Source organism: Mesobacillus subterraneus, from assembly GCF_023715485.1.
Classification (GTDB): domain Bacteria; phylum Bacillota; class Bacilli; order Bacillales; family Cytobacillaceae; genus Mesobacillus; species Mesobacillus subterraneus_B.
The window spans coordinates 1-17,021 of sequence record NZ_JAMBOF010000015.1; the positions used below are offsets into that span (position 1 = coordinate 1).

Below are 17,021 nucleotides of genomic sequence, written 5' to 3' on the forward strand. Positions count from 1 at the left end.
AAAAATGTTTGAACAACGATATACAAAGGCCAAAAAGGGGTAGTCAGGCAGCCTCGGCTGCCTGACTACCCCTCCACATATAACTCATAGAGTATGGATGTTTACACATAATTCTTGACGGAACCTTTTATTGGCGATTTTCACATATTTATTGGCGAAAAAATGATTTTATTGGCGATTTTCACACGTTTATTGGCGAAAATAAAATTTTATTGGCGAACTGGAAAAAATCATTGTTTTTTTCCAGTTTCTCCACAAAAATAGGCCAACTCGCTCATTAGCGAATTGGCCTTCTTTTCTTATTTCTCAATCCAGGTATACATATACTGGTCGTCTTCAATAGCTTTGGCTTTCTTCACCGTCTTCAAGGGACGGAAGGTATCGATCATGACCGCTAGCTCTAGTGTTTCTTTTTTGCCGATGCTTGCTTCCGTTTTACCTGGATGCGGACCGTGCGGAATCCCGCTTGGATGCAATGTAATCGAGCCTTCCTTGATTCCCTTGCGGCTCATGAAATTGCCTTCTACATAGTAAAGCAGCTCATCGCTGTTGACGTTGCTGTGGTAATATGGCGCCGGGATCGCTTCAGGATGGTAATCGTAAAGCCTAGGGACGAATGAACAGATTACATAGTTATGGCCTTCGAATGTCTGGTGCACTGGCGGCGGCTGATGGATTCGGCCTGTGATTGGCTCAAAGTCCTCGATATTGAACGCCCATGGATACAGATAGCCATCCCAGCCGACGACATCAAGCGGATGGTGGTTCAGCACATGGCGGTGAAGATAACCGCGGGTTTTCGTGATGACCTCATGCTCCCCTTTTTCCGAGAAAGTCTCAAGCAATTCTGGTCCGCGAATGTCGCGTTCACAGAACGGGCTGTGCTCAAGCAGCTGTCCGTATTCATTGCGATACCGGCGTGGAGTCGTAATCTGGCTAAACGATTCGACAATCAATGCCTTTGTCTGCTCGGAATCATCTGGAACAACTCTGTACATCGTGCCAATCGGAATCACGACATAATCACCAGGACGATAGTTTATTGTTCCAAACATTGTTTCTACCTTGCCGGACCCATGATGGAAAAAGAACATCTCATCTCCATCGCCATTTCGGTAAAACTGCTTCATCGGCTCGGTAATATTGGCAAAACCGATTAACAGATCATCATTACCGAGGATATATTCCCTTCCGCTTAAAGCATCACCCGTTTTCGTGATCTGATCGGTCAAGAAGTGCCGATGGTTCAGTGATCCCTGTTCCTCATATTCAGGCAAATAGCTGCCGATCAGTTCACTTTTCACGACTTCTGTCGGCATATGGTGGTGATACAGAATCGACTGTGTGCCGGAAAAGCCTTTTGTGCCCATTACCTGCTCACGGAATAACGAACCATCTTCCTTTTTAAAAATCGTATGGCGTTTCTTCGGAATTTCTCCCAGCTGGCGGTAATACATGAAAACACCTTCTTTCTAGTCTTCGATAATTTTATTTTTCAGGACACCGAGTCCCGTAATCTCCAGTTCCACTTCGTCTCCTGGCTCAAGCCAGCGATGTACATTCGTGCCAAGCTCGAGGATGCAGCCTGTTCCGACCGTTCCTGATCCGATCACTTCACCCGGATACAGTGTCGTTCCCGATGATGCACGCTCGATCATTTCACCAAAGGAAAAATAAAGTTCATTCACATTTCCTCTGGACAGCTCTTTGCCATTCACCTTCGCAACCATTTCAAGGTCATAGCCTTTCCCAGCTTTCAGGGATTCCAACTCATCTCTCGTGACAAGGTAAGGACCGATTGAAGTCGCGAAATCCTTGCCTTTCGCTGGGCCAAGTCCTACCTTCATTTCCTGACGCTGAAGGTCGCGGGCACTCCAGTCATTCATGATAAAAAAGCCAAAAATATGCTGTTCGGCATCCTCAGCCTTGATATTCCTGCCTTCCTTGCCAATAACACAGGCTATTTCCAATTCATAATCCATCCATTCACAGTTCTGCGGCCGCCTGATTTCATCCTCAGGCCCCCGGATAGCAAGATGGTTGGTAAAATAGAAAACCGGGATTTCATACCATTCAGGAATCATCTCAAGACCACGATTTTCACGGGCGGTTTTTACATGCTGCTCAAACGCGTAAAAATCACGGACACTTTTCGGGTTTGGGAGCGGCGCTTTCAGGCTGACTTCATTTAATGGATAGGAACCATTCCCTGTCTCAATCAGCCCTTTATTTTTTCCGATATACTCCATGTATTGCTCATGGTTCTCGATGAATGCCAGTATATTGTCAGGCAAAGTACCGTTGGAGGCTTCATTCATATCGACTGCCATATTTCTTGAATTGATCCAGCCAGCACTCACTGTACCGTCTTTTTTTGTAAACGTAATGAATTTCATGAGATCACCTATTTCCTTTGCAGCTCAAAGGTTTTTGCCAGCGGCAGGGTGTAGGTTGCTCCTGCCAGCCTTCCAACCGGATTCAGCTTTTCTGAATTGATACGGCCGCTTTCGTAAAGTTCATCGGCGACATGGACATGGACCACCTTGCCAATGACAAGGCTTCCAGCTCCTGCTTCTTCCCCTCCAAAATGGAGGACCTGATCGAGAACACACTCAAGATGAACCTTGGACTCCTTGACCCGTGACGGTTTTACCGCCACACTGTCGACCTTGGTCAGCCCAGATGCCTCGAATTCATCCACATCCGAAGTGAATTCAGTGGCACAGTCATTCATCTGCTGAACAAACTCTTCACTGACAATATTGATGACGAATTCCTTTGTTCCTTCAATATTCTTCAGCGTATCCTTTTTCACGCCATCAGTCCCTCTCCTCATTGGTGAAAAACAGACCATCATCGGATTTGCGCTAATGACGGTAAAGAAGCTGAATGGAGCCAAATTGGCGTTCCCGTTTTCATCCTGGCTGGAGACAAAGGCAATTGGCCTCGGCAGGACAGAGCCTTGCAAAAGCTTATAAGCCTCTCTCCATTCAAGCGTATCTGTCTTGATTTCCAAGGCTTACACCGCCCTTTCATGAAAAAGCTGGCTGACGATTTGCAGAATGAATTCATGGTCTTCCCGCGAACCTAAAGTAATCCTGAACGCTTCCTTGTAGCCCGAAAGCTGCATTTGTCTGACAAGGACGCCATGCTCTGTCAGCGTCTGGATGACCGGTCTGTTTGTGAAGGCAAACAAGAAATTGGATTGTGAGGGGAAACTATCAATCTCCAACTCTTTGAACTTCGCACTTAGAAAGTCTCTCTCTATACTATTTTTAGCAGAGCACTCCTGGACAAAGTCCTGGTCTCCAAGCGCAGCCACCGCTGATGCCTGGGCGAGCTGGTTCACATTGAATACATCTCTTACTTTATGGAGCTCCTTCGCGATGTCTTCATGCATTATGCCATAGCCAACACGCAGGCTCGCAAGCCCGTATATTTTTGAAAAAGTTCTCAGGATAACAATGTTTTGATACTGCTCAAGCAACGGCATCGTATCAAGGTATTCCTTGGAGTCAGCGTACTCGAAATAAGCTTCATCCATAATGATCAGCACATTTGAAGGCACATTATCAATAAACGAAAGCAGTTCTTGCTTGGCGACAATTGTCCCGGTCGGATTGTTCGGATTGCAGACGAATACCATCTTTGTTTTTTCAGTGATTGCTTCCTGCATTTTTTCGAGATCATGCCGGCCTTCGATCATTGGTAATGTAACAGCTTTGCCCCCCTCGATCAGGACATTCGTTTTATAGCGGGGGAAAGTCACCTCCGCCATGACCGCTTCTTCACCTTTATCAATATACGCCCTTGTCAGCAGGCGGATGATTTCCTCTGAACCGTTCGAAACAAGAAAATGCTTTTCGTCCAATCCATAATGGGAGGAGAGCTTCTTAACGATTCCTGTGGTCATTCCATCAGGATAGAATGCCAGATTAGCAGATGCCTGCATGATTGCTTCTCTGACCTTTGGTGAAGTGCCATAAACATTTTCGTTATCCGATAGCTTCCTTACAGTAGTGATCCCATACTGTTCCTTGATTTCCTCTATTGTCTTGCCGAGGGCATATGGTGTGATTCCTTCAAGTTCTGCTCGTGCTTTTACGTTCATGTTCATCCCCCAATTTCTCAGTCGCCGTTTATAACGAAAAGGGAGCGAATCGCCCCCTTCCATCCCGGCTTTTAAAGGTTGCCGCGTCTTTCCTGTTCACGTTCGATTGATTCAAATAGAGCCTTGAAGTTGCCTTCGCCAAAGCCTCTTGCACCTTTACGCTGGATGATTTCAATGAACAGCGTCGGGCGGTCTACGATTGGCTTCGTGAAAATTTGCAGCAGATAGCCTTCATCGTCTCGGTCTACTAAAATGCTAAGCTCTTTTAACTTATCAATCTCTTCGTCAATTTTACCGACACGCTCAGAAAGCATTTCGTAGTATGAATCAGGTGTGCTAAGGAATTCTACTCCGTTATTACGAAGAGTGGCAACTGTACTTACGATATCTTCTGTTAGAATCGCAAGGTGCTGTACGCCAGGGCCATTGTAGAATTCAAGGTATTCCTGGATTTGCGACTTGCGTTTTCCTTCAGCCGGCTCGTTGATTGGGAACTTGATGCGGCCTCCGTTGTGCATCACCTTAGACATCAGCGCTGAATATTCAGTCACGATATCCTTGTCTGTGAAGTGCTTCATTTCCTTGAAGCCCATTACGTTCGCATAATAGTTAACCCATTCTTCCATTCTCTCAACATTGCCGACAACATGGTCGATGCCGATGAAACCTGCGTCATTCACAGGGACAGTCGTTTCATGCGCAGCAAATCCTGGCATGAAGATTCCCTTATAATTATTTCTTTCTACTAACGTATGGATTGTGTCACCGTATGTACCGATGACAGCTTTCTTCAAACTGCCATGTTCGTCAGAAACCTCATGCGGGGGCTGGATTTCGATCGCACCGCGTTTGACAGCTCCTTCGTAAGCCTTTTGCACATCATCAACAGCCAGTGCAATATCCTTGACGCCATCGCCGTGAGTCTTAACAAATTGAGCGACACGAGAAGAATCATTATAAGTACCTGTAACAACAAGACGAATCTTGCGCTGCTGAAGTACGTAAGAAGCCGTTTCACGGTTGCCAGTCTCAAGTCCGGAATACGCCACAACCTTGAAGCCAAACGCCGTCTGGAAGAAATGAGCTGCCTGTTTCGCGTTCCCTACATAAAGCTCTAAATAATCAACATCCTTTACCGGAAAAAAATCTTCAGTTGTTTGGCCAGATACCATTACTTTCTCTTGCATTGTGTAACCTCCCGTTTAAATATTTACAATATTTAAAATTATTTTATAGTAACTCTGCCTTCCCTCTCAAGAGCTCGATGTAAAGCTATAATGCTTTTACGCAGTGAAGAAACTTATTATGTTCACTGATGATTCTGCTATATTCCCCGATGACGAGGTTTTTCCCAGCTGAACCTGATTTAATCCCTGTTGGCGGAGATTTATTCTCCGTTGATCCAGTTTTATTCCCCGTTATAGCATATAGCAATCGAGCATTATATCTTAACCTTCTGCTTCTTCGGCACACTGTGAATTGCTTCCCCCTTGAATGCTTCGACAGCTTCAAGAAGCGCTTCGTTTACGCTTGGATGCGGATAGTTTGGGAACTTGAAATCTTCGTCCCGGGCAGCCATTTCGAGTGCCTGGATTCCATTTGAAATCAACTCGACTGCGCCTGCCCCGATCATATGTATGCCAAGCAGCAAATCACTAGTCTTATCGAAGACAACTTTGACCAGCCCTTCTTTTTTACCGAGGATTGAAGCAAAGCCATTAGCGGACATCGAAAACTCTCCGACGCCAACTTCATATCCTTGTTCGACCGCTTCCTGCTCCGTCAAACCAGCGCAGGCAATTGGCGGGCGGGTACGGGCAATGTGCGGAATGAATGTCATGTCATTTTCGCTAGGACGACCACAGATGGTTTCAGCGGCAGTCTTTCCTTGTTTAATCGCTTTTACAGCAAGCTGAGGTCCAGTCGTCACATCACCGATCGCAAAAATGTTTTCAATCGAAGTCCTGCCAGTATCGTCCGTGACAATAAAACCGTCAGGAGTTACTTTCATTTTAAGCCGATCGACCCCCAGATTCTCAAGCTGGGGCTTCGTGCCAAACGAATAGAACATATGGCTGCCAGCAACGGTCTTTACGCCTTTTTCACCAGAAAGGACAACATTAACTCCCTCTTCTGTTAAATCCGTCTCTTCAACAGAATAACCTTTCACAACGGCAATTCCCGACTTTTTCAAAATACGGTTCAACTCACGATTTATGCTCGAATCGAAGGCAAAATCAGCATCAGCTAAAATGAATGACACCTGAGAACCAAATGCCTGGAACACCATCGCCATTTCCAAAGCGATATAATCATTCCCAAGCACAATGAGATTTTCGGGAACCGCCGCTAAATCAGCGATCGACCAGATATCTAAAATTCTTTCTGCTCTGGGTGCATTCTCCATTTTTACCGGTGTGCCGCCTGTAGCGATAATCGCTTCATTGAACCGGTACACTTCGTAGCTGTCTTCATTCTCAACACCTATTTTGTCCTCGGAAAGGAAGAAAGCACTGCCTTTGATCAACTCCACTTTATTCGCTTTGCATAAAGCTTCTACACCATCACGGAGTTGCTTAACGACTTGATTTTTATAGTTTAAAAGCTTGCTGATTTCAAAATTAAGACCTGTTGTCTCAATCCCAAGCATTTCATCCTGCTTTGCTGCCACCAATCTTTCCGCACCATGGGCCATCACCTTGGAAGGAATGCAGCCTTTATTCAAGCAAACGCCACCAAGCTGGTCCCTTTCGATCAAAGTGACATTCTTTCCGAGCTGCGCTGCCCTTATTGCTGCATGGTATCCGCCGGGTCCGCCGCCAATGATCATTAAATCTCTTTCATGTGCTATTTCGCCAACGACCATTTACATCAACTCCAGAAGCATCATTTTGGGGTTCTCGATCAACTGTGCGAACCTGTTTGTAAAGGCTACTGCCGTTGCACCATCGGCAACTCGGTGATCAAAGGCCATTGATAGATTCATGATCGAGCGGATCGCGATTTCATCCTGATCGGTTACAACAGGCCGTTTCTTTGTTTTATGGAAAGAAACAAGTGCCGTTTGAGGATGCTGGATGATTGGTGTTGCGCCAATGCTTCCCCCAAGCGGACCTACATTGCTGACCGTGAATGTCCCTCCGGAAATATCCTTGACTGTCAGCTTATCTTCCAGGGCTAGGTTTGTCAGACGCTTCATTTCTTCATGGATCTGTTTCAGGTTTTTCTGCTCAACATTCCGGATGACTGGAACAATCAGCCCATCAGGAGTGTCAACGGCAATTCCAATATGGTGCTCACGCAACAGCTGAATGCTTTCGTTTTCTTCATTAAGCACTGCATTAAAGACAGGAAATTCTTTTAATCCGATCGACAGCGCTTTAATGAAAAAAGCTGTAGCAGAAATAGAATTTCCAGAAGACTTGATTTGCTCCCGGAAGGTAATCAGCTCGCTTACATCGATTTCCTCATAATGAGTGCAATGTGGAATCGTGAAAATGGATTGGACCATCTTCTTCGCAATCTGCTTGCGGCGTCCGCGGAACGGTATTGTATCCTGAGATAGATTTACAGTCTCAACCACTTCGGAACCTGCTTCCGAAGTATTCGAAGCCTTTGTTTCGGAACTCACTTCTGAAATATTCGGAGCCTTCCATTCGGAACCTGGTTGCGAAACCTTCGGAACCTGATGTTCGGAAGTCACTTCCGAATTGCTCGCAACACCGGAATCTCTTAATTTCACAGCAGCTAAAACATCCTCATCGGTAATTCGGCCAGCTGGTCCAGTACCGTTTAGGTCCATTATATTAATGTTATTTTCACGGGCAATTTTTCTTGTATATGGAGAAGCGAGGATGCGTTTTGAACGCTCGCTTACAACCTCTGTCACAATGCCATCCACCGGTCTGTTCAGCAGATTCACCGCAACCTTCGAAGGTTCAGCTTTAACATCATCGCTAACCTTCTGAGTTTCTAAAGTTCTTCCAGCACCGGCACCATCCTCCATAATCAGGAGTGTCGTGCCGACTTTCACCGTTTGGCCTGGAGTCATTAGCAATTCTTTTATTACACCTGATCGTGGAGCGGGAATTTCTGCAGTCATTTTGTCTGTCTGGACTTCAACCAATGGATCATCTGCTTTAACGAAATCCCCGGGTTTCACCAGGTAACAGTTAATGTCGGCTTCAGTCATCCCTTCCCCAATATCATGGAGCTTTACTTCAACCATTGGCACGCCTCCTAAAACTTCATCACTTTCTCGATTGCAGCTGCGACTCTTTTCGGGGTCGGCAGATAATGGTCTTCGAATCCAAAATACGGTACAGGCGTGTCATAGCCTGTTACTCTTTCAGCCGGGGCCTTCTGATAAAGGAATGCTTCATCATTGATCAGCGAGATCAAATCGCTGCCAGTCCCGCCAGTTGCGTGTGCTTCATGGAGAATAACAGTACGTCCAGTCTTTTGGACGGACTCAATGACGAGGTCCTTGTCGATCGGATAAAGCGTCCTTAAATCGAGAACCTCACAATCAACACCCTTTTGCTTCATAACCTCAGCTGCCTTCATGGCAACAGGAATCATCGCTCCCCAGGCAATCACGGTTACATCATCGCCTTCAGTCAGCTTTTTTCCCTTGCCAATCTCAACTGTATACTTCCCCTCCGGAACCTCATCGCGGGAAGAACGGTAGCTTCTCATCGGTTCAAGGAATAGGACCGGATCCGGATCTTCAATCGCGGCAATCATCAGCCCTTTGGCATCATATGCATTGGACGGGCAGACAACCTTCATGCCAGGCATATGGGTAAACAGAGATTCCGTACTGTCACAATGGATTTCTGGTGCACGGACACCGGCACCATAAGGAGCGCGAATCACCATTGGCACGGTAAAATGGCCCATCGTTCTCATTCTCAGCCTTGAGGCATGAGTCATAATCTGTTCATAAGCGGGATAAATGAATCCCAGGAATTGAATTTCAACTACCGGACGGAAGCCATTTACAGCCATTCCAATAGCTGCTCCAACAAAACCCGCTTCACTTAAAGGAGTATCGATTACACGGTCCTCACCATATTTCTCTTGTAGTCCATCTGTAGCACGGAAGACTCCGCCGTTTTTGCCAATATCTTCACCTAGAAGGATGACATGCTTGCTTTCACCAAGCATCGTATCAAGTCCATCAGTAATGGCCTGGACGAGTGTCAATGTCTTTGTCTGAACAGCAGTTTTCATTATGCCTCACCCCCGAGGAACTCTAGGTATTCTCGTTTTTGTTTTTCAATGGTCCATGTTGGCTTTTCAAAAACATAATCAAAGATCACGGCTGGGTCAGCTGGAGGGAAACTTTCCATCTCCTGAACTGCGGCATCAATTTCCGCGGCAGCATGTTCTGCGATTTCCTTCACCCATGCTTCATCATAGATACCTTCATTTTTCATCCAGTGTTCCAATCTCAAGAGCGGATCAGTTTCCATACGTTTCATTGCGCTTTCACTCTGGTCACGGTATTTTGAAGCATCATCAGCCGTTGTATGCGAACCGTATCTCCACGTCATAGCTTCAATCAACGTCGGACCTTCCCCGTTGCGGGCTCGTTCTAGCGCCTTCTCAGTTTCTACGAAAACGGCAAAAACATCATTTCCGTCTATCCGTACACCAGGAATATCATAAGCCAATGCTTTCTGGGCTATCGTGGCTGAGTTCATCTGTTTGCTGATTGGTACAGAAATCGCGTATTGATTGTTTTGACAGAAATAAACGACGGGAGAATGAAAGACGCTTGCAAAATTCAAGCCTTCATGAAAATCCCCCTCTGATGTTGCACCGTCGCCAAAATAACAAATGGCTGCATTCTTCGTCCCTCTTTGTTTTTCGGCAAAAGCTGCACCAGCTGCATGAGGAATCTGGGTGGCAATCGGAATAGCAGGCGGGAAAATCTTTTTTCCTTCCGGCGGAACACAGCCTTCATTCCGTCCATTCCAGAACAGCAAGATATTCCTCAGGGAATGGCCAAATACCATTGCTGCACCATGATCGCGATAAGTCGGAAACATCCAGTCCTCATTTTCCAGAGCAAGAGCAGTTCCTACCTGGGATGCTTCCTGACCTTCAAATGGCGCATATGTCCCTATCCGGCCCTGACGCTGGAGACTGACTGACTTCCTGTCTAGCGTGCGGATTCTTACCATTTCCGAGTAGAATTGCTTCACACGCTCTTCGGTCACTAAATCCTTATATTCAGCGGATACAATGTTCCCGTTCTGGTCCATCACTTGAAAAATAGGAAAATCCTTTTCCATCGGCTCACCCTCTATTTAAAATCTCTGTTTCTATTACATTCTCACTGCCCACTTCGGACGTTTCATGTGAGAGAAAAAGCTGTTGCGTCTTGTTCTTGCCTCAATTCGGTTTTCACAGAATTTATTGGCGGCTTCCACAGTTGTGATTCCTTCGCGCTCTGCCTGGCTGTATATATTCAAAAGAGAATTATAGATTGCTTTTGTTTTCTTCAAAACGCGTTCTTTGTTTGGCGAATAAAGCTCATCAGCTACCTGGATCAAACCGCCAGCATTGACAATATAATCAGGTGCATAGAGGATGCCTTTTTCCTGGAGCACAAGTCCATGCCGTTCTTCCTTCAGCTGGTTATTGGCTGAACCGACAATCGCCTTTACCAGAAGCTGGGGTATTGTATCATCATTGATGATTCCACCCATTGCACATGGGATAAAAACATCTGCTGGCTGTGAGTAAATCTCGTCGCTGCTCACAACCTTGATGCCCCCACCCATTTCCTGAGCCTTATGGACAATTTGATCGATTGCCTTTTGGTTGATATCTGTTACGAACAGGTCCGCACCATTTTCAAGCAAGTATTCAGCAACCTTGTAGCCAACCTTCCCCAATCCCTGGATTGAGTATGATTTTCCTGATAAATCATCCGTTCCCCAAAGCGCTTTGCTCGTTGCCTGCAAGCCATAGATTACACCCTGTGCAGTTGGAACCGAAGAATCCCCGCTGCCGCCGTATACTTCATCTACACCGACGATGCAATTTGTTTCTTTCAAAGCATGGACAAAATCCTCCGGATCGGTTCCCATGTCAGTACCTGTATAAAAACGGCCCTGGATCGATTCGACAAATTGGCCGAATGCCCTGAATAACTCTGGGCTCTTATCCTTAGTAGGATCGCCAATAATAACTGCCTTTCCTCCGCCAAAATCGACATCGGCAGCTGCACATTTGTATGTCATTCCTTTAGAAAGACGCAAAACATCCTCAAGTGCATCGTCAACCGTCTTATACGGATACATGCGGCATCCGCCTAAAGCTGGTCCTAAACGTGTACTATGGATGGCAATAATCGCCTTTAATCCAGATGCTTCATCATTACAAAAAACTACTTGCTCGTGTTCTCTAATTTGTTCAAACATATCCATTTTTCTTTCCCCCTTTATTCCGTTAAAACATGTTAGCGCTTTCATTATTGCGCAAAATTTTTAGCTGCCAGTTAACAGTTCAGATATCCTTGACTTAGGCAGGATGACCTGTTTTACTTCGCCTACGCCGACAAGACGGCCGCGGCTTTCCGCCTTCACATTGGTTATGATGATATTTGATTGAAGATCAGTCACTGTAGCGGTAATCGAAACCTCTGCCCCCTCGACACATGGAGCAATATGCTTTACAGTCACTGCGCCTCCCATTCCTTCTTCGTGACCCTCTAAAAATGGAAGTATGACTTGCCTTGATACCCATTCCATGTGATAAACCATCGAAACCGTGGAGTATACCGGATGAACGAGCTTCCCCTCAAAGCGGGCAAACATTTCTGGTGTTACTTTGACATCTATAGAAGCCGTGTGCCCAGCTTTTAAGCCATCACGCATCATATCCCACCTTTCCAAGTTGCAAATATGTATAACGTTTATTTAACGTTATCATAACATTTCGTTAAATAAACGGTCAATAAATTGTAAGAAATTTTGGTATTTTCTTATAAATGATAGTGGTATAATAATTTCTTTTGATTTTGCTCTGTTAAACAAGGCTGTTGATTTTCGTTCCAGGCGCTTCGCTTTCCGCGGGGGAAGAATTATGAAAAAGCTCAAGTGCCAGCTTTTTCAAAGACAAATTCTTCTTGGCTGGCGCTGAGCCTCCTCGTCGCTTCGCTCCTGCGGGGTGCAAATGATTCCTCACGAGAATCATTTCACCTAGGTCTCACCTGACCAGCTAAGCCCGCAGGACATTGATTGGGCTTCCTCGAACCTGCCCACGCACGATGGAACTGCGTTAGCATTTTCGGAGGAGTCTTCGCGCCTTCCACTACAATCAACAGGTATTAAAAACAACATTGGGCTTTAACAGAGCCTTGATCTTTAGCTTTGTTATATTAAACTGTCGATTTCCGCTCAGGTCAACAGGTGCTAAAAATCAACATTAATCTTTTACACAACCATTTTTTCAGAAAAAGGGTTTATTAACTTTGCCGCAGACTTCCGCTTCAAACAACCAGAGTTTACAAAATCAGCCATGACCTTTACCACAGCTAAAAATATAGTGGTATCTATTCAAGAATAAAAACACTCTTAAGAATGCAAAAAAAAATCAACCAGCAATGTTTAGCTGGTTGACGCGTTTTAACTGAGCAATGCCCGGTCATTTGCCATCTTTGTTCCGCGAATCCGCTGGAACTCATTGAGCAGGTCATCAATCGTAAGCTTTGCCTTTTGTTCTTCATTTACTTCTAGAATGATTTGGCCTTTATCCATCATGATCAGCCTGTTTCCTAAATCCAGGGCCTGCTGCATATTGTGTGTGACCATTAACGTCGTCAAGTGGTATCTATCAACGATTTCATTTGTTAAATTCGTGATCAGCTCTGCCCGTGATGGATCGAGTGCCGCAGTGTGCTCATCAAGCAACAGGATCGATGGCTCTGTGAAGGTTGCCATCAACAGTGACAACGCCTGCCTTTCTCCTCCAGACAGCATTCCTACTTTTGCATTCAAGCGATTTTCCAGTCCCAAATGAAGCGACTCGAGCACCTCTTTGAACAGCTCGCGACGTTTCTTTGTTACGCCAAGGCCTAGAGTCCTTCGTTTGTTTCGTGAGTAGGCGATTGCCAGGTTCTCCTCAATCGTCATGCTTGGAGCCGTTCCAGCCATTGGATCCTGGAATACCCGTCCAATCATTTTCGAGCGATTATACTCTGACATATAGGTGACATCCTTGCCATCCAGCGAAACCTGGCCGTGATCTGGAAGCATGACGCCTGAAATGATATTCATCAAAGTTGATTTCCCGGCACCATTGCTGCCAATCACGGTAACAAAGTCACCTTTTTTTAATGTGAGATTAATATTATCGAGGGCGATTTTTTCATCTGGTGTGCCCTCGTTGAAGACTCTATGAATCTGATTTAAGTGCAGCACCAGCCTCACCCTTTCTATCAGGAGTAACACTCATCATCTGGATGTTTTCAATCTGCCTCTTGACCTTCCGCTTTTTCTCTTTGTAGCTGTCGATCATTTTCGGCGCAGTCAGCGCCAGAATAACAATCACCGCAGTAATAAGCTTCATATCCCCTGGTTTAAGAAACTCAACCCGTAATGCCAGTGTGACTACTATGCGGTAGATGATTGAACCGCCAATTACAGCGAGTGTAGTTCTTGCAATTGATTTTGTTCCAAACAGAGCTTCACCGATAATTACCGAAGCAAGACCAATGATGATCATCCCGATTCCCATGCCAACATCCGCGAAACCGCCCTGCTGGGCAATTAACGCTCCGGAAAAAGCCACCATTGCATTTGAAAGCCCAAGGCCGAGAATGATCATCAGGTTTGTATTGGATGAAAAACTGCGGATCATTCTTTTGTTATCGCCTGTCGCCCTGATAGCCAGCCCGATTTCGGTCTTCAGGAAAGCATCCGTAATGAATTTGATTGCAAAGGTCACAATAATCATGAATAAAAGAATTCCCCATGTCCTTGGGAGACTGTCGCCAAGACCAACGGCTGACAGGATTCCGTTAAAAACTGAATCAATTCCAGTTTTATCGAAAAAGTCCCTTACCGCAGTCATTGTAGTATCCGTATTCAACAAGGGCACATTCGATTTCCCCATGATTCTGAGATTGATAGAATACAGTGCAATCATCATCAGGATCCCCGAGAGAAGCGCGTTTACCTTGCCGACTGTATGGATGACACCAGTCAAACAACCAGCGAGGAATCCAGCAACAAGTGCTGTCATCGTCGCGGCAAAGGGATTTGCACCATTTACGATCATGATTGCGGCAACTGCAGCTCCTGTCACGAAGCTGCCGTCAACCGTTAAATCTGGAAAATCTAATACCCGAAAGGATAAGTATACGCCTAGAGCCATAATGGCATAGATGATGCCTGACTCAAATGCTCCAAATATTGAAGTAAACAAGTTGAATCATCCTTTCTTTTATTCTTCGTAGAACTCTGCGTCCTCTCCCCATGCTTCCTTCACTTCAACGCCTTGTTCCTTAGCGGCCTTTTTATTGATTGTCAGTGTTAATGAATCAGGAAGCTCGACCGGGATTTCAGATGCTTTCTTTTTGCCGGATAAAATTTCAGCTGCCATCAATCCAGACTGGTAACCGATGTCGTAGTAGTTGAATCCGCTCGCCGCGACTGCTCCGCGCTTCATCGAATCCAATTCACCAACGAACAATGGAATCTTCTTGCCATTTGCCACTGAAATCACAGATTCAAGGGCAGAAACAACTGTGTTGTCAGTCGGTACATAAATGGCGTCAACGCGTCCAACAAGTGATTCAGCAGCCTGCTTAACTTCGGCAGAAGTTGAAATCGAAGCCTCTACTACTTTCGCACCGTTTGCTTCCGCAAGCTTCTTAACCTCTTTTAACTGGACTTCAGAGTTTTGTTCACCAGCGTTGTAGATGACGCCAATTTTCTTAGCTCCAACTTCCTTTGTCATAAAATCGACTGTCTTCTTCGTAGCATCCGGATGGTTATCTGTTGTACCTGTAATGTTGTCGCCAGGCTTATCGAATGCTTCAACCAGGCCTGCTCCAACTGGGTCTGTTACAGAAGTGAAAATAATTGGAATGTCTTTTGTTGCATTGAGTGCTGCTACAGCACTTGGCGTTGCGTTAGCAAAGATCAAGTCGACCTTGTCACCGACAAAGTTGTTTGCAATCGATGCGGTGTTGTTCATATCAGCCTGGGCATTCTGGAAATCATACTTCACATTTTCGCCTTCTTTAAATCCTTTGTCCTCGAGAGCCTTTTTGAATCCTTCCGTTGCGGCATCAAGAGACGGATGCTCAGCAAACTGAGTCAAGCCAATCTTGTACTGCTTTTTGTCTGATGAACCATTTGATGCTTCCTTTCCTCCGCATCCAGCCAAAACAAGCGCACTGGCAAGGACAAAGGAAATAGCTTTTACAGACTTCTTCATAAAAATCCCCCTTGATATTTTATAAACCGGCAAAACAGCTATGTAATTTAAGACTTGCAGGCAGCCGGAACGCACCAAATTCAACACTTTTACTTTCGTAATAGAATCGGAGATTAAGAATATTTGAAAGCGATTCCAAAAAGTATGATATTCACTATAGACACCGTAAATATAACGTTATATTAACACCACGTAAAAATAGTGTCAATAATATTCCGAAAATTTAGTATGTTGAGATTTCTAATTATTAAACCATCTTTTTAGAAAATCGACAAGATGTTTTTTGAAAATAACAAAACTTTTTTGCTTTTATGCGCGAAAGTGAGGGAGTAAACTCAGGTATTACTGGCTTTATGGCCATTAGAATTAATTCATGTTTGTATTATGGGTTGAAATTTGAAAAATAAAAAAGCATGCTTTCGTATTGAAGCATGCTTTGAAGAGATTATAGTAAGGCTGCAGCCACCTTCAAACGTTCACGAGCCTCTTTCACCATACGATCAAGTAATTCTTTTACGGTCGGAATATCTGAAATCAATCCGGATACCTGGCCGCCATTCATGAAGCCACATTCCTCGTTGCCTTCAAGTGCGCCTTTTTTATGTATATCTTCTGTTGTCAGTTCCGCAAACTCCTCCACCGTTAATCCCTGTTTTTCAGCCTCCAGCAGTTTCCCTGCATATGGAGTATTCAGCAATCTGCGGATCCTGCCGACAGACCTCCCGACAATCACCGTTTCATGATCATTGGCCAGCAATAATTTATGCTTGTAAACGTCATGGAATGGTGCTTCCTTTGTCGCTATGAACCTTGTTCCCATCTGCACTCCACTTGCACCGAGAGCCAGCATTGCCGCAAGACCTCTGCCATCCCCGATTCCGCCAGCCGCAGCAACAGGTATATTTACTTGTGCGACAATCTGCGGGATCAATGCGAGAGTGGTAGTTTCCAGATTCGAATTTATACCTGCCGCTTCATACCCTTCAGCTACTAAAATATCTGCCCCTGCTGTTTCTGCTTTCTTCGCCTGTTTTACAGATGCGACTACTGCAATGACCTTGACTCCCGCTTCGTGCAGCTTTGGAATAAAAGGTGCTGGATTTCCTGCAGATAAAGTAACTGCCGGAACCTTGTGCTTTACAGCAAGCTTTAAAATTCCCACCGCATCTGGGGAAACACTTAAAGCAACGTTCAAAGAGAAAGGCATAGAAGTCCTTGATTTGGTTTCAATTATTATTTGTTCAACTTCCTCAGCAGGCATCGTCCCGGCACCAATCGTGCCCAACCCTCCGGCTTCGGAAACAGCAGCCGTCAGTACCGCATTACTGATATTTCCCATTCCCCCCTGGATGATTGGATATTTTATGCCCAGAACAGAAGTAATTCCATTCACAAAAATTCCCCCTTCGTTATAATAATGTTATACTAATTTTAAAATTATGACAATTGC

General features: G+C 45.2%; 16 protein-coding genes. All 16 read right to left on the reverse strand.

The annotated features are described in order from the left end of the window. Nucleotides 1-299: 299 nt before the first annotated feature. Complete coding sequence (locus M3204_RS18330; RefSeq protein WP_251485549.1) at nt 300-1,457, reverse strand: homogentisate 1,2-dioxygenase; 1,158 nt, start codon at nt 1,455-1,457, stop codon at nt 300-302. 15 nt (nt 1,458-1,472) lie between these two features. Next, nucleotides 1,473-2,396 (reverse strand): fumarylacetoacetate hydrolase family protein, encoded by a 924-nt coding sequence (locus M3204_RS18335; RefSeq protein ID WP_251485552.1) that lies wholly within the window; start codon nt 2,394-2,396, stop codon nt 1,473-1,475. Between the two features lie 8 nt (nt 2,397-2,404). Further along, nucleotides 2,405-3,016: a flavin reductase family protein gene (locus tag M3204_RS18340; protein WP_251485555.1), complete on the reverse strand. Its 612-nt coding sequence runs from the start codon at nt 3,014-3,016 to the stop codon at nt 2,405-2,407. A gap of 3 nt (nt 3,017-3,019) precedes the next feature. Next, a complete protein-coding gene (gene hisC, locus M3204_RS18345; RefSeq protein ID WP_251485558.1) occupies nt 3,020-4,111 on the reverse strand; it encodes a histidinol-phosphate transaminase in 1,092 nt (363 codons plus the stop codon). Between the two features lie 71 nt (nt 4,112-4,182). Further along, complete coding sequence (gene hppD / locus M3204_RS18350; protein ID WP_251485561.1) at nt 4,183-5,298, reverse strand: 4-hydroxyphenylpyruvate dioxygenase; 1,116 nt, start codon at nt 5,296-5,298, stop codon at nt 4,183-4,185. Nucleotides 5,299-5,552: 254 nt separating this feature from the next. After that, nucleotides 5,553-6,977 carry a dihydrolipoyl dehydrogenase gene (gene lpdA / locus M3204_RS18355; RefSeq protein WP_251485575.1) on the reverse strand — a complete coding sequence of 475 codons (1,425 nt, stop codon included), beginning with the start codon at nt 6,975-6,977 and terminating at the stop codon, nt 5,553-5,555. Further along, nucleotides 6,978-8,339 (reverse strand): dihydrolipoamide acetyltransferase family protein, encoded by a 1,362-nt coding sequence (locus tag M3204_RS18360; protein ID WP_251485577.1) that lies wholly within the window; start codon nt 8,337-8,339, stop codon nt 6,978-6,980. Between the two features lie 11 nt (nt 8,340-8,350). Further along, nucleotides 8,351-9,346, reverse strand: a complete 996-nt coding sequence (locus M3204_RS18365; RefSeq protein WP_251485580.1) for an alpha-ketoacid dehydrogenase subunit beta — start codon at nt 9,344-9,346, stop codon at nt 8,351-8,353. After that, complete coding sequence (gene pdhA / locus M3204_RS18370) at nt 9,346-10,413, reverse strand: pyruvate dehydrogenase (acetyl-transferring) E1 component subunit alpha (RefSeq protein ID WP_251485583.1); 1,068 nt, start codon at nt 10,411-10,413, stop codon at nt 9,346-9,348. Before pdhA ends, M3204_RS18365 begins: the two co-directional genes overlap by 1 nt. Nucleotides 10,414-10,446: 33 nt before the next feature. Further along, entirely contained in the window at nt 10,447-11,553 is a 1,107-nt protein-coding gene (locus M3204_RS18375; protein ID WP_251485586.1) for a Leu/Phe/Val dehydrogenase, read from the reverse strand. Nucleotides 11,554-11,613: 60 nt separating this feature from the next. Next, nucleotides 11,614-12,003, reverse strand: a complete 390-nt coding sequence (locus M3204_RS18380; protein WP_251485939.1) for a thioesterase family protein — start codon at nt 12,001-12,003, stop codon at nt 11,614-11,616. A gap of 151 nt (nt 12,004-12,154) precedes the next feature. After that, a complete protein-coding gene (locus M3204_RS18385; RefSeq protein ID WP_251485589.1) occupies nt 12,155-12,313 on the reverse strand; it encodes a hypothetical protein in 159 nt (52 codons plus the stop codon). 440 nt (nt 12,314-12,753) lie between these two features. Continuing rightward, nucleotides 12,754-13,548: an ABC transporter ATP-binding protein gene (locus M3204_RS18390; protein WP_251485592.1), complete on the reverse strand. Its 795-nt coding sequence runs from the start codon at nt 13,546-13,548 to the stop codon at nt 12,754-12,756. Continuing rightward, entirely contained in the window at nt 13,523-14,554 is a 1,032-nt protein-coding gene (locus tag M3204_RS18395; RefSeq protein WP_251485595.1) for an ABC transporter permease, read from the reverse strand. The genes M3204_RS18390 and M3204_RS18395 overlap by 26 nt, the downstream gene beginning before the upstream one ends. A gap of 18 nt (nt 14,555-14,572) precedes the next feature. Beyond that, the gene (locus M3204_RS18400; protein ID WP_251485599.1) at nt 14,573-15,571 is read right to left on the reverse strand and encodes an ABC transporter substrate-binding protein; all 999 of its coding nucleotides are present in this window, start codon (nt 15,569-15,571) and stop codon (nt 14,573-14,575) included. A 445-nt stretch (nt 15,572-16,016) separates the two neighbouring features. Then, the gene (locus tag M3204_RS18405) at nt 16,017-16,964 is read right to left on the reverse strand and encodes an NAD(P)H-dependent flavin oxidoreductase (protein WP_251485602.1); all 948 of its coding nucleotides are present in this window, start codon (nt 16,962-16,964) and stop codon (nt 16,017-16,019) included. Nucleotides 16,965-17,021: the final 57 nt, after the last annotated feature.

Excerpts from the sequence above, each read along its gene's own strand:
- M3204_RS18330 (WP_251485549.1), bottom strand. The coding sequence starts at position 1,457 with ATGTATTACCGCCAGCTGGGAGAAATTCCGAAGAAACGCCATACGATT.
- M3204_RS18335 (WP_251485552.1), bottom strand. The coding sequence starts at position 2,396 with ATGAAATTCATTACGTTTACAAAAAAAGACGGTACAGTGAGTGCTGGC.
- hisC (WP_251485558.1), bottom strand. The coding sequence starts at position 4,111 with ATGAACGTAAAAGCACGAGCAGAACTTGAAGGAATCACACCATATGCC.
- hppD (WP_251485561.1), bottom strand. The coding sequence starts at position 5,298 with ATGCAAGAGAAAGTAATGGTATCTGGCCAAACAACTGAAGATTTTTTT.
- lpdA (WP_251485575.1), bottom strand. The coding sequence starts at position 6,977 with ATGGTCGTTGGCGAAATAGCACATGAAAGAGATTTAATGATCATTGGC.
- M3204_RS18360 (WP_251485577.1), bottom strand. The coding sequence starts at position 8,339 with ATGGTTGAAGTAAAGCTCCATGATATTGGGGAAGGGATGACTGAAGCC.
- M3204_RS18365 (WP_251485580.1), bottom strand. The coding sequence starts at position 9,346 with ATGAAAACTGCTGTTCAGACAAAGACATTGACACTCGTCCAGGCCATT.
- pdhA (WP_251485583.1), bottom strand. The coding sequence starts at position 10,413 with ATGGAAAAGGATTTTCCTATTTTTCAAGTGATGGACCAGAACGGGAAC.
- M3204_RS18375 (WP_251485586.1), bottom strand. The coding sequence starts at position 11,553 with ATGGATATGTTTGAACAAATTAGAGAACACGAGCAAGTAGTTTTTTGT.
- M3204_RS18380 (WP_251485939.1), bottom strand. The coding sequence starts at position 12,003 with ATGCGTGATGGCTTAAAAGCTGGGCACACGGCTTCTATAGATGTCAAA.
- M3204_RS18400 (WP_251485599.1), bottom strand. The coding sequence starts at position 15,571 with ATGAAGAAGTCTGTAAAAGCTATTTCCTTTGTCCTTGCCAGTGCGCTT.